Source organism: Cytobacillus eiseniae (assembly GCF_017874625.1).
Taxonomy (GTDB): Bacteria; Bacillota; Bacilli; order Bacillales; family Cytobacillaceae; genus Cytobacillus; species Cytobacillus eiseniae.
In genome coordinates, this window is sequence record NZ_JAGIKZ010000018.1 from 1 (window position 1) to 23,502 (window position 23,502).

General features: G+C 35.8%; 25 protein-coding genes. 8 read left to right on the top strand and 17 right to left on the bottom strand.

What is annotated here, in order from left to right; all coding sequences use genetic code 11:
* Nucleotides 1-153: 153 nt before the first annotated feature.
* The 3 genes from J2Z40_RS13950 (at nucleotide 154) to J2Z40_RS13960 (ending at nucleotide 4,779) form a co-directional block, all read left to right on the top strand.
* Nucleotides 154-1,311, top strand: coding sequence for a CapA family protein (locus J2Z40_RS13950; RefSeq protein ID WP_066399269.1), 1,158 nt, complete (start codon nucleotides 154-156; stop codon nucleotides 1,309-1,311).
* Between the two features lie 102 nt (nucleotides 1,312-1,413).
* Nucleotides 1,414-3,501, top strand: a complete 2,088-nt coding sequence (locus tag J2Z40_RS13955; RefSeq protein WP_066394102.1) for a methyl-accepting chemotaxis protein — start codon at nucleotides 1,414-1,416, stop codon at nucleotides 3,499-3,501.
* Between the two features lie 462 nt (nucleotides 3,502-3,963).
* Nucleotides 3,964-4,779, top strand: coding sequence for a CPBP family intramembrane glutamic endopeptidase (locus tag J2Z40_RS13960; protein ID WP_066394099.1), 816 nt, complete (start codon nucleotides 3,964-3,966; stop codon nucleotides 4,777-4,779).
* A gap of 52 nt (nucleotides 4,780-4,831) precedes the next feature.
* Here the strand turns inward: J2Z40_RS13960 and J2Z40_RS13965 are convergent, their stop codons facing one another.
* The 8 genes from J2Z40_RS13965 to acnA all read right to left on the bottom strand — a co-directional run bounded on the left by J2Z40_RS13965 (nucleotide 4,832) and on the right by acnA (nucleotide 13,260).
* Entirely contained in the window at nucleotides 4,832-5,137 is a 306-nt protein-coding gene (locus J2Z40_RS13965; protein ID WP_066394097.1) for a hypothetical protein, read from the bottom strand.
* A gap of 65 nt (nucleotides 5,138-5,202) precedes the next feature.
* Nucleotides 5,203-5,634 (bottom strand): acyl-CoA thioesterase, encoded by a 432-nt coding sequence (locus J2Z40_RS13970; RefSeq protein WP_066394095.1) that lies wholly within the window; start codon nucleotides 5,632-5,634, stop codon nucleotides 5,203-5,205.
* Nucleotides 5,635-5,636: 2 nt separating this feature from the next.
* Nucleotides 5,637-7,964 carry an AAA family ATPase gene (locus J2Z40_RS13975; RefSeq protein WP_066399266.1) on the bottom strand — a complete coding sequence of 776 codons (2,328 nt, stop codon included), beginning with the start codon at nucleotides 7,962-7,964 and terminating at the stop codon, nucleotides 5,637-5,639.
* Nucleotides 7,965-8,074: 110 nt separating this feature from the next.
* Nucleotides 8,075-8,323 (bottom strand): small acid-soluble spore protein Tlp, encoded by a 249-nt coding sequence (tlp, locus tag J2Z40_RS13980; RefSeq protein WP_066394093.1) that lies wholly within the window; start codon nucleotides 8,321-8,323, stop codon nucleotides 8,075-8,077.
* A 200-nt stretch (nucleotides 8,324-8,523) separates the two neighbouring features.
* Entirely contained in the window at nucleotides 8,524-8,667 is a 144-nt protein-coding gene (locus J2Z40_RS13985) for an acid-soluble spore protein N (protein ID WP_066394091.1), read from the bottom strand.
* A gap of 63 nt (nucleotides 8,668-8,730) precedes the next feature.
* A complete protein-coding gene (locus tag J2Z40_RS13990) occupies nucleotides 8,731-8,862 on the bottom strand; it encodes an FbpB family small basic protein (RefSeq protein WP_066394089.1) in 132 nt (43 codons plus the stop codon).
* 993 nt (nucleotides 8,863-9,855) lie between these two features.
* Nucleotides 9,856-10,389, bottom strand: a complete 534-nt coding sequence (locus tag J2Z40_RS13995) for a peroxiredoxin family protein (RefSeq protein WP_066394085.1) — start codon at nucleotides 10,387-10,389, stop codon at nucleotides 9,856-9,858.
* A 162-nt stretch (nucleotides 10,390-10,551) separates the two neighbouring features.
* Nucleotides 10,552-13,260, bottom strand: a complete 2,709-nt coding sequence (acnA, locus tag J2Z40_RS14000; RefSeq protein WP_066394076.1) for an aconitate hydratase AcnA — start codon at nucleotides 13,258-13,260, stop codon at nucleotides 10,552-10,554.
* A 336-nt stretch (nucleotides 13,261-13,596) separates the two neighbouring features.
* On the opposite strand from acnA, the gene sspO reads away from it, so the two are divergent.
* Nucleotides 13,597-13,764: a small acid-soluble spore protein O gene (gene sspO, locus J2Z40_RS14005; protein WP_066394073.1), complete on the top strand. Its 168-nt coding sequence runs from the start codon at nucleotides 13,597-13,599 to the stop codon at nucleotides 13,762-13,764.
* A 55-nt stretch (nucleotides 13,765-13,819) separates the two neighbouring features.
* On the opposite strand, the gene J2Z40_RS14010 is transcribed toward sspO, so the two are convergent.
* Nucleotides 13,820-14,080 carry a hypothetical protein gene (locus J2Z40_RS14010; protein WP_066394072.1) on the bottom strand — a complete coding sequence of 87 codons (261 nt, stop codon included), beginning with the start codon at nucleotides 14,078-14,080 and terminating at the stop codon, nucleotides 13,820-13,822.
* A 111-nt stretch (nucleotides 14,081-14,191) separates the two neighbouring features.
* Between J2Z40_RS14010 and J2Z40_RS14015 the strand changes: the two genes are divergently transcribed.
* On the top strand, nucleotides 14,192-14,335 hold the full coding sequence (locus J2Z40_RS14015) for a small acid-soluble spore protein P (protein ID WP_066394071.1): 144 nt from the start codon (nucleotides 14,192-14,194) through the stop codon (nucleotides 14,333-14,335).
* Nucleotides 14,336-14,375: 40 nt separating this feature from the next.
* Here J2Z40_RS14015 and selA read toward each other — a convergent pair whose 3' ends face one another.
* Entirely contained in the window at nucleotides 14,376-15,779 is a 1,404-nt protein-coding gene (gene selA, locus J2Z40_RS14020; RefSeq protein ID WP_066394067.1) for an L-seryl-tRNA(Sec) selenium transferase, read from the bottom strand.
* Nucleotides 15,780-15,939: 160 nt separating this feature from the next.
* Nucleotides 15,940-16,173, bottom strand: a complete 234-nt coding sequence (locus tag J2Z40_RS14025; protein WP_066394066.1) for an Rdx family protein — start codon at nucleotides 16,171-16,173, stop codon at nucleotides 15,940-15,942.
* Nucleotides 16,174-16,289: 116 nt separating this feature from the next.
* Between J2Z40_RS14025 and selD the strand changes: the two genes are divergently transcribed.
* Nucleotides 16,290-17,357, top strand: a complete 1,068-nt coding sequence (gene selD, locus J2Z40_RS14030) for a selenide, water dikinase SelD (RefSeq protein WP_083953888.1) — start codon at nucleotides 16,290-16,292, stop codon at nucleotides 17,355-17,357.
* Between the two features lie 11 nt (nucleotides 17,358-17,368).
* A complete protein-coding gene (locus tag J2Z40_RS14035; RefSeq protein WP_066394063.1) occupies nucleotides 17,369-18,109 on the top strand; it encodes an arylamine N-acetyltransferase in 741 nt (246 codons plus the stop codon).
* 124 nt (nucleotides 18,110-18,233) lie between these two features.
* Here the strand turns inward: J2Z40_RS14035 and J2Z40_RS14040 are convergent, their stop codons facing one another.
* The 6 genes from J2Z40_RS14040 to J2Z40_RS14065 form a co-directional block, all read right to left on the bottom strand.
* Complete coding sequence (locus J2Z40_RS14040; RefSeq protein WP_066394061.1) at nucleotides 18,234-19,073, bottom strand: DUF2785 domain-containing protein; 840 nt, start codon at nucleotides 19,071-19,073, stop codon at nucleotides 18,234-18,236.
* 15 nt (nucleotides 19,074-19,088) lie between these two features.
* Nucleotides 19,089-19,595 carry a GNAT family N-acetyltransferase gene (locus J2Z40_RS14045; protein WP_066394059.1) on the bottom strand — a complete coding sequence of 169 codons (507 nt, stop codon included), beginning with the start codon at nucleotides 19,593-19,595 and terminating at the stop codon, nucleotides 19,089-19,091.
* A gap of 168 nt (nucleotides 19,596-19,763) precedes the next feature.
* Complete coding sequence (locus J2Z40_RS14050) at nucleotides 19,764-20,222, bottom strand: hypothetical protein (protein ID WP_066394057.1); 459 nt, start codon at nucleotides 20,220-20,222, stop codon at nucleotides 19,764-19,766.
* A 167-nt stretch (nucleotides 20,223-20,389) separates the two neighbouring features.
* On the bottom strand, nucleotides 20,390-20,872 hold the full coding sequence (locus J2Z40_RS14055; protein ID WP_066394055.1) for a hypothetical protein: 483 nt from the start codon (nucleotides 20,870-20,872) through the stop codon (nucleotides 20,390-20,392).
* Nucleotides 20,873-20,950: 78 nt separating this feature from the next.
* Nucleotides 20,951-21,460, bottom strand: a complete 510-nt coding sequence (locus J2Z40_RS14060) for a GNAT family N-acetyltransferase (protein ID WP_066394053.1) — start codon at nucleotides 21,458-21,460, stop codon at nucleotides 20,951-20,953.
* Between the two features lie 139 nt (nucleotides 21,461-21,599).
* Entirely contained in the window at nucleotides 21,600-21,848 is a 249-nt protein-coding gene (locus J2Z40_RS14065; protein ID WP_066394050.1) for a cold shock domain-containing protein, read from the bottom strand.
* Between the two features lie 165 nt (nucleotides 21,849-22,013).
* Here J2Z40_RS14065 and J2Z40_RS14070 point away from each other — a divergent pair, with 165 nt between their 5' ends.
* Entirely contained in the window at nucleotides 22,014-23,393 is a 1,380-nt protein-coding gene (locus tag J2Z40_RS14070; RefSeq protein WP_066394047.1) for an amino acid permease, read from the top strand.
* Nucleotides 23,394-23,502: the final 109 nt, after the last annotated feature.

A 23,502-nucleotide genomic window follows, 5' to 3' on the forward strand; every position in this document is an offset into this window, starting at 1 on the left:
GGCTAGAAGGTTGGTTTTTAACCTTCTGGACAGATTGGCTTGTGACCTCGAGGGGGTAGGCGCTGGAGCTAGACAATGAAAAGCGGAAGCGCCTTAATTTTAATCATTGTTTGCAAAAACAGCCTTAAAAAAAGAGATAGTAAAGGAGACTCTATGAGCAAGAAAACGAATCTATTTATCTCTATTTCTTTATGTACTTCATTAATATTGTTCGCGTCCTTTTTAATTTTTCATATGTACAATGAGAGCAAGGAAAAAGAACAAATCATTCACTCCATTCAAGCACATGCGACAAAACAATGCTTTATGGAAGCAAAAACATATAGTGAAATAATTACACTTGGAGCAATTGGAGATATCCTTATTCATGATTGGGTGTACAATGATGCAAAAACAGAAACAGGATATGATTTCACACCAATGTTCCAAGATGTTAAAACACTGCTCCAACAGCCAGATATTCTTCTTGCCAATCAAGAAACAATCCTTGGCGGAACTAAGATTGGTATATCTAGCTATCCAATGTTTAATAGCCCGCAAGAGGTTGGTGATGCATTAATAGATGCAGGCGTTGATATTGTCTCTACAGCGAATAATCACTCACTTGATAAGGGGGAGCGAGGAATTATCGCGTCACTTGATTATATGGATAAAATTAACCTGCCAAATGTTGGAACTTATCGAGATGATTCTTCTAAACAAGAGCTGCAAATATTAACGAATAAACGGATTAAGGTCGCTTATTTATCTTATACTTATGGAACAAATGGCATTCCTGTCCCTTCCGGAAAAGATTATCTTGTAAATTTAATTGATAAAGAGGCGATGAAAGAGGAAATCCACCGGGCAAATAATAAAGCAGATGTCATTGTGATGAGCATTCATTGGGGAAATGAGTATCAACGTTATCCTACTGTGGACCAAAAGGAATTAGCACAATTTCTAGTTGATGAGGGCGTTGATATTATTTTTGGTCATCATCCACATGTTCTTCAGCCAATGGAGTGGTTGACAACTGCCGATGGAACAGATGCACTTGTCGTTTATTCATTAGGGAACTTTTTATCGGGACAAAATAATAAATATAAAGATATTGGTGGAATGGCAACGATTAATGTGACAAAGACGATCGATCAGAGCGGGACAAGCATAAAATTAACAAACCCCAACTTTTTCCCAACCTATGTGTATAAAGTAAATAAAATACGTAATTATCGTATTATTCCATTAGAAAATGCCGGGAATTTCGGCATGGAAAATGCGAAAGGAAAATATGAAGAAATTCAGCAGCATATGTTAGGGAATTTGTAGAAAATGTTATATAACTTTCAAAATCTTTTAATAGTTCTTACTACCTATATATTATAATAGTAAGATAGAAAAGTTAATTAAGTTTTTAAGGGGGGATTATGTATGTCATTAAGAATTAAATTAATCGTTGGTGTTTTATCAACGATGGTACTTATCATCGCTGTGAGTTCAATCTTTACTTATACGTCTGTATCCCTTTTCTCAAAAAATGGAGAGGAATTAACGAATGGACTCTCTACTGATGTCAAAAGAGATGTAAGCGGGTTTGCAGAGCATTATGCAGGCACATTAACCTATCACGAAACAAAGAATGTGAAAGCCTCGATCCAAGATATTCTTACGAGAGCGAAAAGTGATTTAGCAACTGCCGCAAGTTTCAGCGAGGTATATACAAAACAGCCAGATGAACTCACGTCATTATTCGAAAAAATTGCTGGGCAAAATGATATTATTACGAATATGTATTTAGGGACTGAAGATAAAAATTTTATTATTTATCCGAATGATTATCCATTGCCAGCTGACTATGATCCAACAACAAGACCTTGGTATGCACCTGCTCAACAGAAAGAAGAAAGAGAATATATTATTACAGATGCGTACCTAGATGCTGGAACAAATCATTATATGATTACCGTTAGTTTGCCGCTTTATATTGATAATAAATTGTATGGGGTTCTTGGAGTTGACATTACCCTCGAAAAAATAACTGGAACAATCGCCGATACGAAGGTTGGAAATACAGGTTATGTCATTTTAACTGATAAAAATGGCTCTATTCTAGGCTATAAAGACACAGAGGCCGTTGTAAATAATGAAAACATCTCCTCTCTTCCTATTTTTAAAGAGAAAATCGATGGCAATGTGTATTTAGATATAGAACAAGTTACATATGTAAGTGATAAAGATGAAGAAACTGGATGGGAGATTTTTTCTGTTATCACCCAAGATGAAATTGCCTCCTTCTCTGACCAAATCTCTCAAAATATGAGCAAAAGAATTACTGAAGCAGATCAGGATTTGCAATCTATTTTAACCAAACTATTTTCAACCCAGATCATTATTATCATTATCCTGCTTCTAGTATCCATCTTAGTTAGCCTGTTTTTCGCTAAATACTTCATTGGACCAATCAAGAAACTATCCGGATTTCTAGCAAACGTTGCAAATGGGGATTTATCTAAAAAAATGGATGCTAAATCTAATGATGAAATTGGCATTTTATTTACTTCTGTGAATACGATGATTGATAGTTTAAGAAACATGGCTAATAAAATGAATCAATTGATTCAAGAGGTCGAAAAGGATTCAATTGTTCTTAAAGATCAAACAACTGTTTCAACTCATGTGACAAATACTGTAAGCTCTGCGATGAATGAGGTGGCTACTGGTTCTGAACAGCTTGTCTCAGATATGGTTAATATTTCATCTCATATTGAAAATAATGATGTTGCTGTTCAATCTATGTCCGAACGAATCAGTAAAATTGTTGAACAAGCACAAGAAACAAAATCAGTAACCGCTGATGGACAATTAGCCATGAAAAATATGAGTAATAAAATGAATAGCATTGTATCCCAATCCGTTGAATCTTCTTCGATCATGATGGCACTTGATCATAAGCTTCAAACAATTAATGAAATTACAGCTTTAATACAGGGTATTGCTGAACAAACAAACCTCCTTTCGCTTAATGCTTCCATAGAAGCAGCACGAGCAGGAGAACAAGGTCGAGGATTTGCAGTCGTTGCACAGGAAGTGAAAAAACTCGCTGAACAAAGCAGTGATTCTGTCGGTAAAATTTCCGGACTGATAACAGAAATCCAAGAGGATTCCTCTAAAGCACTCGTTAATATTACTATTGGACGGGAGTCAGCTGTTCAAGGTGCTGAAATGGTGAATGAGACAGAAAATAGTTATGCAAATATGTTCCAATTTATAGAAAGCCTTGCAAATGATATCGATGAAATTGCTGGTTCAAGTGAAAAGCTTTCAGTAAATAGTCAATCGATTGCTGCTTCAGTTGATAGTGTCATTTCCATTTCCGAACAAACATCTGCTGGGGTTGAGGAAGTAACGAGTATGACAGATGAACAAGTTCAATCTGTTCAAGAAGTAAAAAATATATCCGAGAGCTTGCACAAGCTTGCTTATGAGTTAAGAGAATTAATTGAACACTTTAAAGTCTAAAAGGGAAAGGCTCCTTTCTAAAGGATTGTTGCTTTTAAATCAAAGATTTGAATGAATCTGGTTGATCAACTAGGTCGGTTGATTGGAGCGGAAGGTGCGAGATCCTCGAAAATGCATTCGCATTTCCTTCGTGCGGTGTGAAATCTAAGAAGCCAATTCCAATGTCCTGCGGGATGCGTGGGACAGCTGAGACCTAAGCAGGAGCGGATGCTCCGAGGAGGCTAAAGCGGACCACCCCGCGGAAAGGGAGCATCCTGGAGTGGAAATCAACCTTTACCAACTTTTTCTTAATAAGCAACAATGTTTGCGAAAACAACCTAGGGAAAAGAGCAAGGGCAGCCGCTCTTGCTCCTTCCTTTTTACATCGATAGCTGATTATATTATCCTTATTAAATGACTTAAAAGAAATGATGGGCTGAAAATGGCAAAATAACTTAGAAGATTTCTAAAGAGGTGACGGTATTGAGCAAACTTGAAAAGCAGAAAAATACTCTGCCCTTTATACAGCTAATCCTGTTTCTAGCAATCATTATAATTGTTCAATATAAACTTTTCATGCTTGCCTTTACGGTCCTAGCTATTTTTATTATTTATTCAGCGATTACAGGAAAACAAAAAAGAGTTTTCTTATGGATGTTAGCAGGTTATACAATAGGCTATGTGATTTTCTTATTCGGAGATCGTTTAATAGAGCTTTTGCCCTTTCATATCAATATATTAATGATCCTAAGTCGGATGCTATTACTCATTCCAATTATTATTATGATGTATATTGCCTATAAGTTTAATGAAAAGATGAATTTTTATTGGACAAAGCCGAATTGGCAAGCAAAAATATCCTTTCCTTTTATATGGACTGGATTTCATTCAATCTCTATCAAACTATTTTTAATCATTGCGATTAGCATAAATATCATCAGTTTTTTTCCTTTTATTTTACAAATGAGTCATCAATTAAGTACTTTCTTTATTCTATTTCTACTCTTATTTTCTAGTATAAATGCTATTTTAGAAGAAATTTTATGGAGGGGGATTATTTTAACTCGATTAGTTGATCTAGCTGGAGAAAAGACTGCTCTCCTTATCTCTAGCTTTGCATTTGGTCTTTCCCACTTAATATTAGGATACTCCTTTCTTACTTGTATGCTGTTTTCAATCGGAGGGATTTTCTATGCTGGAATGACCATTCGATCAGGAAGCATCTATCCAGCGATCATTTGGCATTTCATATTTAATATTTTGATGATCGCAAGTGGTTTAATCCCCTTCATCAATTAGATCGAATGAAAAAATGTCAATACAAAAAATAAGAGTTAGCTCACTTGAACAGCTAACTCTTTTCTAATCTGCTTATCATCTCCAGAAGACCTTCCCTTTGAAGAATGATTCTTTGATGATCCCCAATTAGATCAAAATGAGAATAGCCATCTTTTCTTTTATGTATCCATTCTGGACGTAATTTATGGCCTTTTCCCCATTGGGCTAACCTTTCTAGATCATCACAGCCCACCTTTGTCACTGTCGTACATCCGGGAAAGCGATCGTCTACCCAATAATGAGTCAGAAAAGCAATTTCTCCCCGATCAATTTTTTCTTTCCATGCTTGAAGATCCTTCCTCTTTAAACCAAAGGCCAACCGTTTCACCACCTTATTTAGAAAAGCGCAAAAAGCTTTTCAGTTCTTTGCGCTTAAAATCTCATTTAAACATCTGCTGTTTGTCTTTTTGCTTTTTCATATGCTTCGTGCCAATCAGGAAATTTTTTCCTAACCGAGATCGGGCGGAACGTATCCTTTTTAACACATACATGCTTAGTCATTCCTGTTACAGCTAGTTCTTCCTCTTCATTAAAAATTTCATATCCGTACTTCACACGTAAGCCATCATATTCATCAATCCACGTTTTCACAATCGCTTTTTGCCCATAAAGGAGTGGCTTTTTATAAGAGACTTGAACATCAAGAACTGGAGAGATCACCCCATCTTTCTCCATTTCAGCATAGTTAAAGCCTAGATCCTTCAATATTTGTGTTCTCCCTAATTCCATCCAAACCAAATAATTGGCATGATAAACAACACCCATCTGATCTGTTTCAGCATATCTCACTTCGATTTCTCTTGTTGAAACTAGCATTTTTACTCCCCTTTTCCTATCCGAATTAAAGCTGTTTCAAAGTCTTCCTTCTCTAAGATTGAAACACTTTCTATATTTAGGTCTACCTTCTCCTCAACCATTAACCTCATTGCTTGGGATTGAATTACTTCATCAATTAGATTTGTGGCGAAACGTCCATTTCCATTAATTTGAATTTTAATTAATGCTTGCTTTAGAAACTCTATAGCCTCTTTCGTTAAGGAATATTGATAAGACGAGGCATAAGTATGAATAATCTCCAATAATTCATCGACCGTATAATCTGGAAAATGGAAGAACTTTTTAAATCTTGATTTTAGCCCTGGATTGCTATTTAGTAATGCTTCCATTTCCTTTGGATAACCAGCTAAAATAACGACTAAATTTTCATTATGCTTAGTCATTTCATCTACAAGTGTATCAACAACTTCTTTTCCAAAATCGCTTTGTGATGAAGAAAGGAGTGAGTATGCCTCATCAATGAAAAGAACGCCTCCTAGCGCCTCACGTATCGCCTTTTTGGTTTTTATAGCTGATTGTCCAACATAGCCAGCGACAAAATCTCCTCGACTCGTTACAACTAAATGACCTCTTTTCAGCATTCCACATTCTTTCAACAGCTCTGCATAAATCTTCGCAACCGTTGTTTTTCCTGTTCCAGGGTTCCCTGTAAAAACGGAATGCAGCTGAATAGGTACAATTGGTAATCCTTTTTCTCTCCTTATTTTCTGGACTTTCACAAAAGAAATCAGCATTTTTACTTCTGATTTGATTGTTTCAAGTCCAATTAATTGGGTTAATTTCTCACTTGGATGAATGGATTGGATCGGTTCCTTTATTAAAAAATCTTCCTCTTCAAGAAGTGTATAAGCCAAAATATGCTTGTCCAGTCTTTCTTGTGCACCCTTTTTAAATATCGCATCTAGGATAATATTTCTAACAGTACGGGCGTTTCCAAATGTATCATCTACACGCTCTTGTTCTAATCGATGCTCAAGTTCTTGTAAGGCAGCTGTAGTTAGCACATAATCATTATCGGCTGCGAACTTCTCCGCAATTCTTCTAAGTTCCTGATTGGAGTAGTCAGGCAAATGAATATGATTGGCTAGAGGAAAGCGACTTCTTAATCCTGGATTTGCGTCTAAGAACTGTCTCATTTCATCTGGATATCCTGCAAGTATGACGGCAAACTTCCCACCATATTCTGAACTGCTCATTAATGACACAAGCGTATCAATTACTGTCTGCCCGTAATCATTACTCGTTTGTCCTTCTCTTTTTAAAGTGTAAGCTTCATCAATAAATAAAACACCGCCAACGGCTCTTTCCACAATGGCTCGAACATTCTCCTCTGTTTGACCGACAAAAGAGCCTACGAGCTGCGAACGATCCACTTCAACTACTTCCATATGAGGAAGTACACCAAGTTCATGATATATTTTTGCAAGTAGACGGGCAATGGTTGTCTTTCCTGTTCCAGGGTTTCCTGTTAGGATCATGTTTAAACTCAATTCATCCTTCACTTGATACCCTAATGTTCTTCTTTCCTTTTGATACTTTAAAAACCGATAATAATCGTTCACACGTTCTTTCACAGCGGTTAGTCCAACCATTTCCTCTAGCTCTTCGAGTGCACTAAGTTCTGCACTCTGCTCTTCTTTTTCTTCTTGAAACAAGTCAAGCCAATCTCTTTTGATCATTTCAATCTTATCTAAATGCATTTTCATTTCACTATAATAAGTTGATGTATAAAACATGCCGGCAATTGATTGATCATATTCCTCTGAAGCCTTTAATAACAGCACGGTTTCTTCAGTCACTGTTTCCACTAACGAAATCATCTTTTCGTACAATAAAAACAATGGATGATCCTTTTGGATATTTAATTTTTCCTTTTGCAGCAGATCCTGTTCTTCTTCTGCCTGATCAAGGAATTGTCTGCAGATGTTTAAAAATTGCTCTGCGGTTTTCTTTTTAGCTTGTCGATTATCTGTTTCTCTGAGTGGAGGAAAGGCTAATGTATCTAAAAGCGTCTTCTTACTTTTCCAATCAAATTGTGCTAAAAATTTTGTGGCTCTCAGATTATTTGCATTCATTTTGCTTGCCTTTTGCAGCAAGGCGATCGAAAGTGTCTCCTGCTTTCCATGCCCCATCTTTGAAAGTGCAGCAAGTGTTAACAGCTCTGAAATAAGCTCCTTCTCTTTCTCTTCGTCTAACGTTTTAATAATTGTAAATAGTTCTGCTTCATTTTTTATGTATCCGTTCGTAGTAATTTCCTTTTCCCATTGCAACTTCTTTGCCAATATTGAATTCGATTGTTGTTGGTTCATCATTTCTCACACTTCTTCTATTGTGTTTTCCATCACTATCATATCATATTTTTTTAATAGCAAGATTAGAAAAGACCTGTCTCTATATGAACAGGCCTTAAGCAAATGATTTATTGATACTCATTTTGATTATATCCATTTTGTCTAGCTTGGCTTTCGTCTTGTATCTCAGCTTTCATTGCTTCAATGCTTTCCTTCCGACGCTCGTTTTTTGCTTGAATTTTTTCCTGTTCTTCATTATTTGAAAGTGATAATGATTCTTCAGCAGCATTCATATTTTCTATTGTATTCTCAACCATTGTTTGCAATTTTTCTACATTATCATTTCGATTATCAGGATTCGGTTTATTATAAGCCATATTCATATTCCTCCTATGTTTCGTTTTGTACTGCGAGATTAGTTTGTGATTTCGGCAGCAAAAATATCAAGGAAAAGATTGGTTTCGTAAATATGTCCAGTGGACGGCAACAATCCGCCAAGCTATTGGCAAAACCTATTCATGTTAAAAGACTAAATTAAAAACCACCGCACAAGTTAGTGAGCGGTGGGGATCCTTCTTTATTCGCCTTTTGTTTGCATGACTTGTGGCACTCCAGCAGTATTGCTTTGCATTTTCTTGCCTTTATTGCCTCCATAGCCACGAGGCTGTGTACCAATATGATTTGGATTATATTTTCTTGCATCCCTTTTTGGATTACTCATAGAATATCCCCCCTCATTTAAAGTATTGCCACATGAGGAAGGATTCATTTATTGAAAATATTGTTATTCAGCTTTATTAAGATGCTTTTGCTCTAATCGCGCTTCTATTTTTTCCATAGCAGCTTGATCTTTTAATATTTGACGTTTATTTTCAGAAACAAGATCGGCGAACGAACGTTTTCTTGGTTTTCTCATTGTTTTTCACCTTCCTTTAATCCTATATTAACAGTTATTATTGACAAAACACTTTGTAATTATTACAACTTTTTGAAAATTTATATAGAGAGACATTTAAATCGTCAGCCAATTTGTTATTCAATCCTAATATATTCCAAGTAACCCCGTGCTTTATGGTAATATATAGTTAGGCATTTAAATAATACAGACATTTAATGGAGCAAGTGCGACATAATATTGTATCTGTTTGCGTTCTGTGTGTGAACTATTTATAGTGGGTATTTTCTGAAACATCAAAAGGAAGGTGATTGTGGTGAAAACAATGGGTATTCATTTAGGGTATTTCATCGCCCTTTTTATCCTCTCTTTCATATCCTTTTTTTTACTATTTGGTGCTGGGTTTGTAGGGAAAATTAACACATTTATTCTATTTATCCCTTTTGTTTTTAGTGTGTTGTGGATCAGTAGTTACATATGGTATATTTTCAGAAAAAATCTAAATAAGTTACCGTTATTCCATCTGACAAAAAGATGGGAGATGATCAGCTTATTGTTTTCAGGTATTTTTACAGTGTATAGTTTATTTTTAACAACTTTGATTCTTACTCCGATAGATGCTGCTCCTTTATGGATGTTTCTTGGAACACCTGTCATACTGCTTCTAATTTGGTTTTGGCTACTTTACACATACAAAAAGAATAAAAGTAAATATACTCAAAGAGTTTTTGGTTCGGTTCATTTTATCATTTCTTTAATGTATACTTATCAAATTTGCAGTTTTTATATAAACAATACTTAAAAATATAATAGTAACTGTGCTTAAAATACTGGGTGCAAATTTGAATTTTAATATACGAAACTTCACACATTCATCGGTTTCTTCTATACGCTTTGACACAAATTTCAATTCAAAAAGCTTGAGGCTCATTTTATTCCTCAAGCTTTTTAAATTACTGATTCATTTGATTTTTTGTCGATTATGACAAGACTGATTACTTTGAGATTGATTATCTATAATCCAGCATATTCCTTCATCATGTCAAAAGTCATTGCGCTTAAATGTTTATGGCGAATGATTCCTTCTTCATCAATAAAATAGGTAGTAGGAATTGTAAGGATTTTATAGATAGAGCTTACTTTATCCTGCTCATCAATTAGAATTGGAAAATTTACTCCCATATCTTTTGCAAAGCCTGCAACATCATTTTTCGGATCAATATTTACCGCAAGAATAACGACCTTATCTCCTAATTTTTCATGAAACTTTTGCATGTCAGGCATTTCCTTTTTACAAGGTGGACACCATGTAGCCCAGAAATTTAACATGACCTTTTGGCCGCTGTAATCAGATAGTTTCACTTTTTCTCCAGCCAAATTCATTAATTCAAAGTCGGGTGCCTTTAAACCAACTTCTAAGCCCGGGAGGTTGTTCACCTGAACAGATTGAGTTTGTTGGTCTTGTCTTTCTTCCTTTTCCATTGCTTGAACAATCATTACGGTCATCATTCCGAATAGAATGACAGCTGCTATAATCTTTTTTATCATGCTGTTCAACACCTTTATATATATCTATATAATCGTATTGTAACCTAGAGCCCTTGAAAAGATAAGGCGATTCGAGACAAAAAGCCATGGTTAAATGTGACAATTTAGTAAACAAAAAAGTGTTTGACTCCCAATAGGAATCAAACACTTTTCCGATAATAATTAGTTTGCTAATTTTTCACGAAGGACCATTTGTAAAATACCACCATGACGGTAATAGTCGATTTCTACTTCTGAATCGAAACGTACGAGTACTTCAAATTCCTTCTTGTTTCCAGCTTCATCTGTAGCTGTCACTTTTACAAAATCACGTGGTCTTACATGTTCATCGATTTGTACATCGATTGTTTCTTTACCAGTTAAGCCAAGTACTTCGGCATTTTCCCCATCCTTGAATTGAAGTGGAAGAACGCCCATTAATACTAGGTTTGAGCGGTGAATACGCTCATAGCTCTCAGCAATAACCGTTTTAATGCCTAATAAGTTTGTCCCTTTTGCTGCCCAGTCACGAGAAGAGCCCATTCCATAATCATTACCAGCAAGAACAACAAGACCAGTTCCATCTTCTTTGTACTTCATGCATGCATCATAGATTGAAGTCACTTCACCAGTTGGCCAGTAAGTTGTGAATCCACCCTCTGTGCCCGGTGCAATTTGGTTACGGATTCGAATGTTAGCGAATGTTCCGCGCATCATCACTTCATGGTTTCCACGGCGTGAACCATAAGAGTTGAAGTCACGTACTTCTACTCCATTTTCACGTAGGTACTTTCCAGCTGGCGTATCTTTTCCAATTGCTCCTGCAGGAGAAATATGGTCAGTTGTAACAGAATCACCAAATTTACCAACGACACGTAAACCATTTAATGGTTTTACTTCATCTGGATCAGGCGTTAAGCCTTCAAAGAATGGTGGGTTCTGGATATATGTTGATGTTTCATCAAAAGAGTATAGTGGTTCATTGCTTGTTTGGATTTTATTCCAAAGCGCATTATCGCCAAATACATTTTCATACTCTGTACGGAATAAGTCTGGTGTAACTGTACGTTTAACAACTTCATTGATTTCAGCTGTTGTTGGCCAGATATCTTTGAAGAACACATCCTTGCCATCCTTATCCTTACCAATTGCTTCATTTTGAAGGTCAATATCAACTGTTCCAGCAAGTGCATAAGCAACGACTAACGGCGGTGAAGCTAAATAGTTCGCTTTTACAAGTGGATGGATACGTCCTTCAAAGTTACGGTTACCAGAAAGAACAGATGTAACAAGTAGATCAGATTCTGCTACTGCTTTTTCGATCTCTTCTTTTAATGGACCTGAGTTACCAATACATGTAGTACATCCATAACCAACAAGGTTAAAGCCTAGCTGATCAAGATATGGAAGCAGCCCTGAATCACGAAGGTATCCTGTTACTACCTTTGAACCTGGTGCTAAAGATGTCTTCACAAATTTAGGAACTTCCATGCCAAGTTCAACCGCTTTTTTTGCAACTAAGCCAGCACCAACTAGAACATATGGATTAGAAGTGTTTGTACAGCTTGTAATTGCAGCAATCGCAACGGCACCAGTTTTCATTTGAGTAGAATCGCCAGTATTGAAGTTTACCGTTACTTCCTTGTCGATTTCTTTCTCATCTAAACCAAAGCCTTGGTTTCCTTGAGGAGCCGTAAGTGCTTTATTGAATTCTTGCTGCATTGCTGATAATGGAATTAAATCTTGTGGACGCTTTGGACCAGATAGATTTGCTTCAATTTCAGAAAGATCGATTTCAACGATGTTTGTGTAAACAGGCTCTAATGATGGATCAAAGAATAAACCATTTTCTTTGCTGTATGTTTCAACTACTTTGATTTGTTCTTCTGTACGTCCAGTTAAACGCATATACTCAAGAGATTCAGCGTCTACAGGGAAGAATCCACAAGTTGCTCCATATTCAGGTGCCATATTAGCAATGGTTGCACGATCAGCAAGTGGCAATGCAGGCACACCTGGACCATAAAACTCAACAAATTTGCCAACAACGCCATGAGCACGAAGAACTTGAGTTACTTTCAATGCAAGGTCAGTAGCAGTTGCTCCATCTGGAAGCGCACCTGTTAACTTAACACCGACTACTTCTGGAACAGGGAAGTATGAAGGCTGGCCAAGCATTCCTGCTTCTGCTTCAATTCCACCTACACCCCATCCTAGTACACCAATTCCATTGATCATTGTTGTATGAGAATCTGTTCCCACTAATGTATCAGGGAATGCTTCAAATTCACCGTCTTCGTTTTCAAGCGCATGCACAACATTTGCTAGGAATTCTAAGTTTACTTGGTGAACGATCCCAGTTGCTGGTGGAACAGCACGATAGTTATCAAATGCCTTTTGCGCCCAGCTTAGGAATTGGTAACGCTCTGCATTTCTTTCAAATTCTAATTCCATATTTAATTCTAATGCTTCTGCCGTACCGAATTTATCGACTTGTACAGAGTGGTCAATGACTAGGTCAACAGGCTTAAGTGGGTTGATTTTATCTGGATCTCCGCCCATATCAGCCATTGCTTTACGAAGGGATGCAAGGTCAACAACAGCCGGAACCCCAGTAAAGTCTTGAAGAATAACACGTGAAGGTTTGAATGGAACGTCAACCTCTCTTACTTCATCAGTTCCCCATTTTGCTAAGTTTTCAACATGTTCCTTCGTAATGACACGTCCATCATATTGTCGAAGAACAGACTCTAATAATACTTTAATAGAATAAGGTAGTTTTGAGACGTTACCAACACCAGCTTCTTCAAGTGCAGCTAGATGATAATAGTGATAACGCTTTCCGTCTAATTCAAATGACTTACGGGCTTTAAATACATCATTTTTCGCCATGGGTATATCCCCCTTTTACAGAATTTACAGGATCAATAATAGTAATTGTCGAAAAGTTGGAATTTTCATCTATCCTAACTTTTCTCACAATTCTTATCTTAATACAATGAATGACATAAGTAAATAACAAGAAAGTTATTGGCTTCAATAAGATTTACTTATGTTAAATTCACTTTCTTCCCGATTTTTAGGAAAAAAGCGAAAAGCAATGGAGATAGCAATTTATATTCACATTGATTTACTTCATTTATATTATCTTACGAAAGTATTTCTGCGTGCAAATGATGGGACTGATTAATCGCTGCATAATTTTCCATGTATAAGACAAACTTATACATGGAGGTGAAAGATTTGGCGAAAAAAAGAAAAGCAAAGCACGTGTCCCAAGGGATGAATGATGCCAATGGCCAAGGAATGGGTGCAGGGTATAACGAAGAATTTGCGAATGAACCACTGACAGAGGCACAAAAACAAAACAATAAAAAAAGGAAAAAAAATCAATAGCAAATGAAAGAATACCCAGCAAGTACGAGCTGGGCATTCTTTTTATACTCATAAATTATTGGAATTCATTTACTTCACGAACCATTGTGCCTAAATCCTGTTGGAATTTCTCTAATTGTGCACGCTGTGTTTCTGAGGCAACTTCAAGCGCATTTTCAATTTGCTCATATGCCTCATTCACTTCCTGCTTTAAATGCTTGAGCTGATGGCCATAGTTGGCAGAATCTCTTACAATTTCATAATATAGTTCCTCAGCATCTTCCATGCCCTGTTGTGCAGCTTGAAATGCTTGTTGTTTATTTTTATGATATGGCATAACCTTTTCACTCCTTCTTATTTTGTACAATTAAATTGTGCAGACCTTCAATAAAATATTCCGTATAAATTCCCATTACTCTCCCATCCTATTGGTAGGAGGGATGAATAAATGAATAAGAATGATGGCAAAGATATGCGAAAAAATGCACCTAAAGGGGTTAATTCTGGGCAACCCGAACCCCTTAGCGGATCAAAGAAAGTGAAAAATCGCAACCATACAAGACAAAAGCATAATTCAAACCATGATATGTAACGAAAAGACAGCTGTGGCTAAAACTGCCGCAGCTGTCACTTTAAAATCCAGAAAGTGCATGTAGAATTTGCTCTTCTTCCTTAGGTGTGACTGTCCTTAAGTCAATTAAAACCTCATCCTTTTGAATACGAACAATAATTCCTGGAGAAAACCCTAGTCTTAATTTTTTTTCAAGCTGGTCAGCTTGAAGGTGTTTATGTTTAATTGCAGCTACATAGGTTGGAATCTCTACATCAGGCATTGTTCCCCCACCTACTTGGCCAATACTCTCTTTTAAAACAGCAATATAATCGTGGGTGATATTTTCAAGCTTATGTACAAATGCGCTTGTCCTCTCTCTTAATTCTTCCTTTGTTAGGAGTAAATCTCTAATAACTGGAATAGCAAAAAACCCATTCTCTCCTTTTGCATAATCGAGTAATGTCCCTTCTAAAGCGGCTAATGTCATCTTATCGACACGGAGAACGCGTGCAAGCTGATGTTTTTTTAATTGATCAATCAGCGGCTTTTTCCCAGCAATAATCCCAGCTTGAGGACCACCCAATAATTTATCTCCACTAAATGAAACTAAATCAGCACCCATTTTGAGCACCTCTTTAACAATAGGCTCATCTCCTAGTCCATGTCGGTCAAATGGATAGAGGGCGCCACTTCCTAAATCTTCGTAAAATATCACATTCTTTTCTTTTGCAAGAATAGCTAACTCTTTTGTTTCGACTGTTTTCGTAAATCCAATGACTTTGAAATTACTCGTATGTACTTTTAATACCATTGCGGTATCTTCTGCTATCGCATGTTCATAATCAGAAAGATGTGTTTTATTCGTTGTTCCAACCTCTACTAGCTTCGCACCACTTTCTTCCATAATGGAAGAAATTCTAAATGACCCGCCAATCTCCACAAGCTGTCCCCTAGAAACAATGACTTCTCGATTAGTAGCTAACGCCTTTAAAATGAGGTAAACAGCTGCCGCATTATTATTAACAACCATAGTAGCCTCTGCACCAGTTAATTCTTTAACTAAAGCTTCAACATGACTATGTCTAGAACCACGTTTTCCTTCCTCAAGCTTATATTCTAAATTTGAATAGTTGAGTGCTGTTTCAACGACATGCTTGATCGCATTTTCACTTAAGCGTGCACGTCCAAGATTTGTATGGAGGATGGTTCCGGTCGCATTTATCACTTGTTTTATCGTATAGCTGTATTTTTTTTTCGTATCTTTTTCTAATGCTTGAAATACCCAATCATTAAACTCCTTGCTTCCAGGCGTTGGTCCTTGCCAAATTTCATTTAATAATTCTGTCCGAATGTCTTCAAGCAGTTGTTTTAATTGACTTGTTAGATGAATAGAATCAATCCCATTTTCCTGCATCAATAAGGTGAATTGCTTATCCTTTTGAAGTTCATGAACGGGAGGTAGATTTCTAAGCAGTTTCTTCATATATATCCCTCCAATCCTTCCCAATTATATTATATACTATTTGAAAATGTTTGCTTTATGAAGATAGACCATAAATTAGTTTACATAATTATATTATTGTAACTATATTTTCCGAATTAAAAAACCTCCTCCAAAAGCAGAGAAGGTTTCTACAAAATGATTATAGCATTTTTTCAATTATGTCCTTTGCCTTTGGAAATAAGCCGATTTCTCCCTTGGAATAAACCTTTTCTCCATTCACAATCACTTCGAATTCCCCACCAGACCCAGGAATTAATTCCATTTTTGTAATGTTTGAACGAAAATGTGTGAAAAGCTCTTCCGCAAAACTGGCTGCCTTTGGCGCATAATTACATTGCATACAAAATTCGATTTTTACTTCGTAGGTTTTCATTAGTAGGAACCTCCAAGAAAAATTCATTAGTAAATATCTATCATACACTTCCATTATTTCATAAAGGAATCATTTCAATCAAGTGATTTTCATTCTTAATAGAGGTATACTGATGAATGGAGGTGTTACTCGTGAGTGATCAAGAAATAATCCGCTTAACTTCTTTATCAACAAAAGCTGGCTGAGGCTGCAAAATTGGTCCTGAGGACTTGTCGCAAGTTTTGCGACTGTTGCCAAAGCAAGATCCAGTTCCAGAATTGCTTGTTGGCCATGAAACGAGCGATGATGCTGGTGTATATCAATTAACAGATTCAATTGCATTAATACAAACAATCGATTACTTTACCCCGATCGTCGATGATCCATATATGTTTGGTCAAATTGCTGCTGCTAACGCTCTTAGTGATGTGTATGCAATGGGTGGACAGCCGAAAACAGTGTTAAATATTGTTGGCTATCCTGTAAAAAAACTAGGACCTGATATGTTAGGCGAAATACTTAGAGGTGCAGCAGATAAAGTCAAAGAAGCAGGCGCAATTACGGTAGGAGGCCATTCAGTTGATGATCAAGAGCCTAAATTTGGTCTTTCTGTCACCGGGATTGTTCATCCGAATCATGTTTGGAAAAATGTTGGTGCCAAGCCAGGCGATGTGCTCGTCCTAACTAAGCCGATTGGTGTTGGAATAATGACAACAGGTATAAAGCGTGGGGTCGTTACTAAGCAACAAGAAGAAGAAGTGACTGAAACAATGGCCTTATTGAATAAATCTGCTGCTGAAATTTTATCTGCCTATTCTCCGCATGCGGTAACCGATGTCACTGGCTTTGGCTTACTTGGTCATGGCAGTGAAATGGCAGGAGGAAGTCATGTTAGTTTTATGATTGATTATGAACGCATACCGATGCTAGATGGTACATATATATTAGCGCAAAAGGATGTTATCCCAGGTGGATCAAAAGCAAATCATAAATGGCTAACAAATGAAGTATTCTATGGAAATCTCTCTACTAATGAACAACTTATTCTATGTGATGCCATTACTTCTGGTGGATTACTCGTATCCATGGACGAAGAAGATGCCACTCAGTATGTCAAGCAGTTACATGAGGCTGGACTCTCATATGCTTCCATCATTGGACGAGTAGTTGAAAAACAAGAAAAACTCATCTATATCAATAATTGAAGGTGATCAAGGTGAATGTACAGGCATACTTAAAACGGATTTCAGTTACGAAGGAAGAGCCGTTAACATTAGCATATTTAGCAAAACTTCAAAATAACCATATGGAAAACATTCCGTTCGAAAATTTAGATGTCACACGTAAAGTTGAAATTAAATTAATCACCGAACGCTTTTTTGAAAAAGTCATGGGAAATGGGCGTGGTGGATTTTGCTATGAGCTTAACGGATTATTCCAACAGCTATTATCAAAGCTAGGGTTTCATTCCCAACTCATCGCTTGTACCGTGAGAAAAACTGAAGGATGGGCAAAAGCTGATACTCACGCTGCAATCATTGTTCACTTAGACGAGCCTTATCTTGTTGATGTTGGCTTTGGTGACTCTGTAAGGCAGCCAGTTCCTTTAAATGGAGAGGAACGAACAGATGTTAGCGGAACCTATCGAGTGATGCAAACTGAACAAGAATCATTTGATTTACAACGCTTTGAGGAAAATCACTGGAAGACTCTCTATCGTTTCACAACCACTATGAAGTATATTGAGGATTTTGCTGAAGGATGTTTATATAATCAAACATCACCAGATTCGACTTTTACCCACGGGGATATTGTCACCATTGCAACTCCAGATGGCCGGATCACCTTATCTGGCTTAACCGTAACACAAACAAAAAATGGGCAAAAAGAAAAGTGGGAGCTTTCCGAGGAAGAAAAAAGTGCGTTTATTGAGAAGTATTTTCATATTCATATTTAAATAGTGCAGGAACTAGGTAAGCTTGAGGAATCTCTTCAAGCTTACTATTTATTAGTGCTGATCCCTTTTAAACCAATCTGCACTTTTTTTTGCCAATAGAATTGATATAAAACACTTGCTTTTTTCACTGATTTAGGTTGTACAATTGGTTATGCCATTGTTCTAAAATATTTACTATATTTTCTCGTACCTTTAAATAATCATTTTTGTATAGTAGTCGAAAATAAAAACCTCGTAAAAAGTTAACAACATTAGACCTCTTCCAAAAAAAGTTTAAGCTATAACCTTCGTTTCTTAGTAGTTCCTTTAGTGCATTTGAAATTGTTAATATCCAAATTTCAATATCACTTTCAGTTAATCCTTTCTCCATTAGGGCTTCTACCGCAAAAATTAGTCTTTCGGCTTCATCATCGACATATGGTAATTCATTTATGCTTTCTTTGAACAAACATATTTTGATTATTTCGAGACATTCGGATGATAAATCAAATTTAAAATGTGGATGCCTAATAGCTGCTGTTATTAAATCAGCTCCATGCGCAATACTATGTGCCCATCCTTTGCATTCTACATAGCCACGAATATCTTTTTCAAGTTTCAAATACTCAATACTTTCCTCAATTGCTTGTATCAAAATATTCTCTGACAGAAACCGCTTTACTGTGTCTTTTTCTAAGATTAGTGCAATAATTAAAGCGGAAAAAGAACGAGTAAATACTGAGTCACCCTCTTTTTGACCAATATCCAAAAATAAGTGACTAAGGCAAACCTCAAGAATATGTTCCATTTGTTTTATAGTTAAATAATCTTCTAATATTAGTTTTCCAAATGTATTATAAATTAGTGTATCCCTCAGTTTAGGGTCAACTGAGCCTACATTATCCAACATTCTGTCAATAAGATTATCTAAATTATTATGTTGTAGTGTTGTATTGAAATTTTTCAGTTCTGACTTTAATGTCATACTTTCATCCCTCTTTTAAAAGATCTTTTTACAATCCGATGTGTCATCAACAGCAGAAGCACATTTATATTCCATCTTCAGAAATTCAAATGTACTACCATTTGTATCTTGCATAAATGTCTCTACAACTTTAAATCCAACATTTATATATAGTTTTATTGCTCTTTGATTAAAAGTTGCTACTGATAATGTGATTTTTTCAGGTATATATTCTGATTGAATAAAGTTAATACATGCCTTTAAAAAAGCTATCCCTTTGCCGTTTCCAGTTAAATCTGGTCTCATTCCTAAACCAATATCAAAAGTTTTCTCGGCAACTTTATAAGTACTGAAAAAAGCTATCAATTCATTTTCTGTTGTTACGGCAAACGTTGTATTTCCTCGTTTTACTGGATTCAAAAATTCTTCTAAATCTTCTTGATCAGCTTCCATATTATAAAAAGAATACTCACCATCATAGTGCCAGTTATATGCAATAATCTCTGCTTGTTTTTGTGTCAAAACACTAAATATATAAGTCATATTCCCCTCCATCAACACAATAACTAATAGTACTTATTTTTCTTTTCCCTGTTTTAATAACCCTATAATTTCTTTTTTTTGTTCACGACAATCTTTTTTAACATTTACTATGAGCTCTTATATGAAACAAAGCAGTTATATAGTTTAACGCCCCTTCGAATGAGGGTCTTATCTTTTTACACGATTATTCCTTACACTTCTATAAAAGAAACTAAGTGCAAATATACCTACTATCGAAAAGATGAAAATCTTAAAAATCCCCTGCTGCCCACCAAAAGAACTAGTAAATTCGTATTTACCTTCTCTAAATGCCTTTATATATCTTCCTTCAGATTCTTCAATAGCAATCGCTTGTTCTGGATGAATGCCTTGAATCGAATAATACTTCGTTCCTTTTTTAAATGTATTTGAGAAGTTACCAGAATAAGATTCCATGTCTGAGTATCTAGTAACACGACCGATCTTTTTATCAATTTCATTCACATATTCATCACTTAAGACATAAATATATCCATCCCAAACGACAAATTGATAAGCCCATGAAGTCGCTAACGACTTACTTGGAATGAATAAAGTACTTAACAAAACAAATATTAATGATAGAGATAATAAATAGTTAGTCCTCATTTATAATTCCTCCCTATATAAATGAGACGAGAACAATTTATATTCATTGCAATCGTTCCTCATACTAAGTATCCCTCAAATGACATATATGAAGCGCCCTCTCACTTTACATCAATAAAATGTTTTAAATAACTGAAGCATCTTGTTAATCTATCACAGTTGCCGCTTCAATATAAATCTATGAAAAACGGATAGCTAAATTCTGTTCTATATTGAATAATTGCCTCAATTGGTTCATTGCTATTCGATTCGGTATTCAAAATAGTTTTCTCTTTAATAGATCCTTCGTACCAGATTTGGTTGTTATTATTTTTCTGTAACTCCTCTGTCCCTTCAAAATATATTTCAAAGTCTTCTGAATTATAATGTTCAAAAATTTCTCTTTCACTCAATTCAGTTATTACCTTTTGATAGACAACAAGGGTTGGATATCCTCCATTCCCCCATGGGCCACCGCCATAGATCACCCCATAATCAAAATCTTGATCAATAACTGTAGTTTTTATAGGAAGCTCAAATTCTAACAATCGGTTTGCATATTTCTTGGCGTAAACATATTCTTGACCAACGAAAACATAAACCATAAATAATATAAATAACCCGATCAAAAGAATAGTAACAGTTATTATCCACTTTACGTTCCTTTTCACGAAAAACACCGCCTGCAAAATGAAGAAACCTTTGTCGTTATCTAGAAAAAGCAATCATACTCTGTTGAAGAAAAACTCTTAATTATTCCACTTATAATAAACAAACTTTAAACGGTTCCCATTCATTTCAAAATCTTCCTCATCTGTTGATACATGCTTAAAGCCATTCTTCTCCAACACTTTTTGTGAGGCTAAATTGTTAGTTGTCGTTTTTGCTAAAATCTGTTCAATACCTTGCTCACTAATTGTGCTTAATAACAGCCTTAATACTAGATTTGCGATTCCTTTCCCCGTATAAGCTTCTCCTACTCTATAACCGATATAAGCCAACTGACGAGATTTATCAATATCTACTAAGTTCATTCTTCCAAGGATTAAACCCTTTTCATTCTTAATTAGATAATAATATGATAGCCCTTTTGCTTGTTCATCAAGCAAGGCTTCATTCCTTATTTTAAAAGTCTTCAAATTATAATACTCTTCTCCACGACCTGGTACCATTTTCTCAAAATAATCTCTGTTTTCAAGTTCAAATTCGTATAACTTTATTGCATCCGCTTGTTGTAATTTTTCCAGTGTAACTTTCATAATGATTCTCTACCTCGCAATGATCTCAAATTATTTTTAGTCTACTATCCTCCTACGCTAAATCTACTGTATCCTGTTATTTAATACTCCAGATCGATTGTAAGTTAACTTCAACAAAACAAGTGGCAATTCCCTTAGATTAACGCTTGTTTTTATTGAATTTATTTTTGATTTTCTTAACATTTACAGCTCGTCGTGATTGTTCTTTTAAATTTGGGTTTTCTTCAAGGTTAAATAATACTGTCTCACCAGCAGTTAATTGCTTAAACCCATCCATCTGAATATTACTAAAATGTACCCAAGCATCCTCTTCTCCTTCAATCGAAATCCATCCCCATCCCTCTTCAACATGAAAGATTTTACATACACCTTCTATGTTATATCTCATTTTATCCCCCTTTTCTCCATTTATATTTATTAATACAATTAAATAATTATAGATATATTTTCTCTATCGAATGAACAAATAGTATGCTAATATTTTATCAATATATTATTTTGGAATGATTTTAGTTAAATTAAACTCAAGCTTAGACAGAAAGTGGGAAATGTTATGCAAGAACAAAAGTTGGCAAGAGGCCTTAAAAACAGGCATGTGCAACTAATTGCAATCGGTGGGGCAATCGGAACTGGATTATTCCTTGGGGCAGGAAAATCAATTCATTTAGCAGGACCATCCATTTTATTTGCCTATATGATTACAGGCGTCATTTGCTTTTTGATCATGCGCGCACTTGGAGAACTGCTCTTAAGCAATTTGGAATATCATTCTTTTGTTGACTTTGTTAAAGATTATTTAGGTAATATGGCAGCTTTTATCACTGGCTGGACTTATTGGTTTTGCTGGATTTCAATCGCAATGGCTGACTTAACAGCTGTTGGACTTTATACGCAGTTTTGGCTGCCAAATGTACCACAATGGATGCCTGGGCTCATTGCACTTATTATTCTGCTTTTCATGAACCTGGCCACTGTAAAGCTTTTCGGTGAAATGGAATTCTGGTTTGCATTAATCAAAGTGATTGCGATTCTAGCATTAATTGTTATTGGTATATTCATGATTATTAAAGGTTTTGCTACTGATTCAGGTGCATCCAGTTTTGCAAACTTATGGAACCATGGCGGCATGTTCCCTAATGGAATAAATGGGTTCATCCTTTCTTTCCAGATGGTTGTATTTGCATTTGTAGGCATTGAACTAGTAGGACTGACTGCAGGTGAAACTGAAGATCCTGAAAGAGTGATTCCGAAAGCAATCAATAATATTCCTATTCGGATTTTAATATTTTACATCGGTGCACTCACCGTTATTATGAGTATTTATCCTTGGAATGCGATTAATCCAATGGAAAGTCCCTTTGTTCAAGTATTCGTTGCCGTTGGTATCGCAGCAGCAGCGGGTATTGTCAATTTTGTCGTACTCACATCCGCAGCTTCAGCATGTAACAGTGCTATTTTCAGCACAAGCCGGATGCTATACTCACTTGCTAAAGATAAAAATGCACCTGTGCCACTTACTAAACTTACTTTAAGTAAAGTACCTTCTAATGCATTGTTCTTTTCAACTGTAGTTATTCTCATTGCCGTTGTTTTGAACTATGTGATGCCAGAGGGAGTTTTCACACTAATTACTAGCATTTCTACTGTATGTTTCCTCTTCATTTGGGGGATTACTGTTATTTGCCATTTGAAGTATCGTAAAACAAGACCAGATTTAGCAAAAGTAAATAAATTCAAATTACCGCTTTATCCATTTGCCAATTACTTAATTCTCGTTTTCCTTGCATTCATTTTTGTTGTGCTCGCACTAGCGGAAGATACTCGTATCTCATTATTCATCACACCTGTTTGGTTTATTCTGCTAATTGTGATTTATAAGGTACGTGAAAAGAAAACAAATCTTGCAGATCAGTGTAACTCAGTCAAAAATTAAGATAAAACAAATCCCTGTCTGTTAATAGGACAGGGATTTGTTTTATCTTAAAAAGGAACAATGAACAGTCCTATTATCGTTCATTCCTTTCTTATATTTAGATACAAAA

Coding starts and splice junctions, on each gene's coding strand:
- sspO (WP_066394073.1), top strand. CDS start 13,597: ATGGAGGTGAAAGATTTGGCGAAAAAAAGAAAAGCAAAGCACGTGTCC.
- J2Z40_RS14010 (WP_066394072.1), bottom strand. CDS start 14,080: ATGCCATATCATAAAAATAAACAACAAGCATTTCAAGCTGCACAACAG.
- J2Z40_RS13985 (WP_066394091.1), bottom strand. CDS start 8,667: ATGAGTAATCCAAAAAGGGATGCAAGAAAATATAATCCAAATCATATT.
- J2Z40_RS14065 (WP_066394050.1), bottom strand. CDS start 21,848: ATGAGATATAACATAGAAGGTGTATGTAAAATCTTTCATGTTGAAGAG.
- J2Z40_RS14060 (WP_066394053.1), bottom strand. CDS start 21,460: ATGAAAGTTACACTGGAAAAATTACAACAAGCGGATGCAATAAAGTTA.
- J2Z40_RS14015 (WP_066394071.1), top strand. CDS start 14,192: ATGAATAAGAATGATGGCAAAGATATGCGAAAAAATGCACCTAAAGGG.
- J2Z40_RS14070 (WP_066394047.1), top strand. CDS start 22,014: ATGCAAGAACAAAAGTTGGCAAGAGGCCTTAAAAACAGGCATGTGCAA.
- J2Z40_RS13995 (WP_066394085.1), bottom strand. CDS start 10,389: ATGATAAAAAAGATTATAGCAGCTGTCATTCTATTCGGAATGATGACC.
- tlp (WP_066394093.1), bottom strand. CDS start 8,323: ATGGCTTATAATAAACCGAATCCTGATAATCGAAATGATAATGTAGAA.
- J2Z40_RS14025 (WP_066394066.1), bottom strand. CDS start 16,173: ATGAAAACCTACGAAGTAAAAATCGAATTTTGTATGCAATGTAATTAT.
- selA (WP_066394067.1), bottom strand. CDS start 15,779: ATGAAGAAACTGCTTAGAAATCTACCTCCCGTTCATGAACTTCAAAAG.
- J2Z40_RS13955 (WP_066394102.1), top strand. CDS start 1,414: ATGTCATTAAGAATTAAATTAATCGTTGGTGTTTTATCAACGATGGTA.
- J2Z40_RS13970 (WP_066394095.1), bottom strand. CDS start 5,634: ATGCTAGTTTCAACAAGAGAAATCGAAGTGAGATATGCTGAAACAGAT.
- acnA (WP_066394076.1), bottom strand. CDS start 13,260: ATGGCGAAAAATGATGTATTTAAAGCCCGTAAGTCATTTGAATTAGAC.
- J2Z40_RS13950 (WP_066399269.1), top strand. CDS start 154: ATGAGCAAGAAAACGAATCTATTTATCTCTATTTCTTTATGTACTTCA.
- J2Z40_RS14040 (WP_066394061.1), bottom strand. CDS start 19,073: ATGACATTAAAGTCAGAACTGAAAAATTTCAATACAACACTACAACAT.
- J2Z40_RS13975 (WP_066399266.1), bottom strand. CDS start 7,964: ATGAACCAACAACAATCGAATTCAATATTGGCAAAGAAGTTGCAATGG.
- J2Z40_RS14050 (WP_066394057.1), bottom strand. CDS start 20,222: ATGAGGACTAACTATTTATTATCTCTATCATTAATATTTGTTTTGTTA.
- J2Z40_RS14045 (WP_066394059.1), bottom strand. CDS start 19,595: ATGACTTATATATTTAGTGTTTTGACACAAAAACAAGCAGAGATTATT.
- J2Z40_RS13990 (WP_066394089.1), bottom strand. CDS start 8,862: ATGAGAAAACCAAGAAAACGTTCGTTCGCCGATCTTGTTTCTGAAAAT.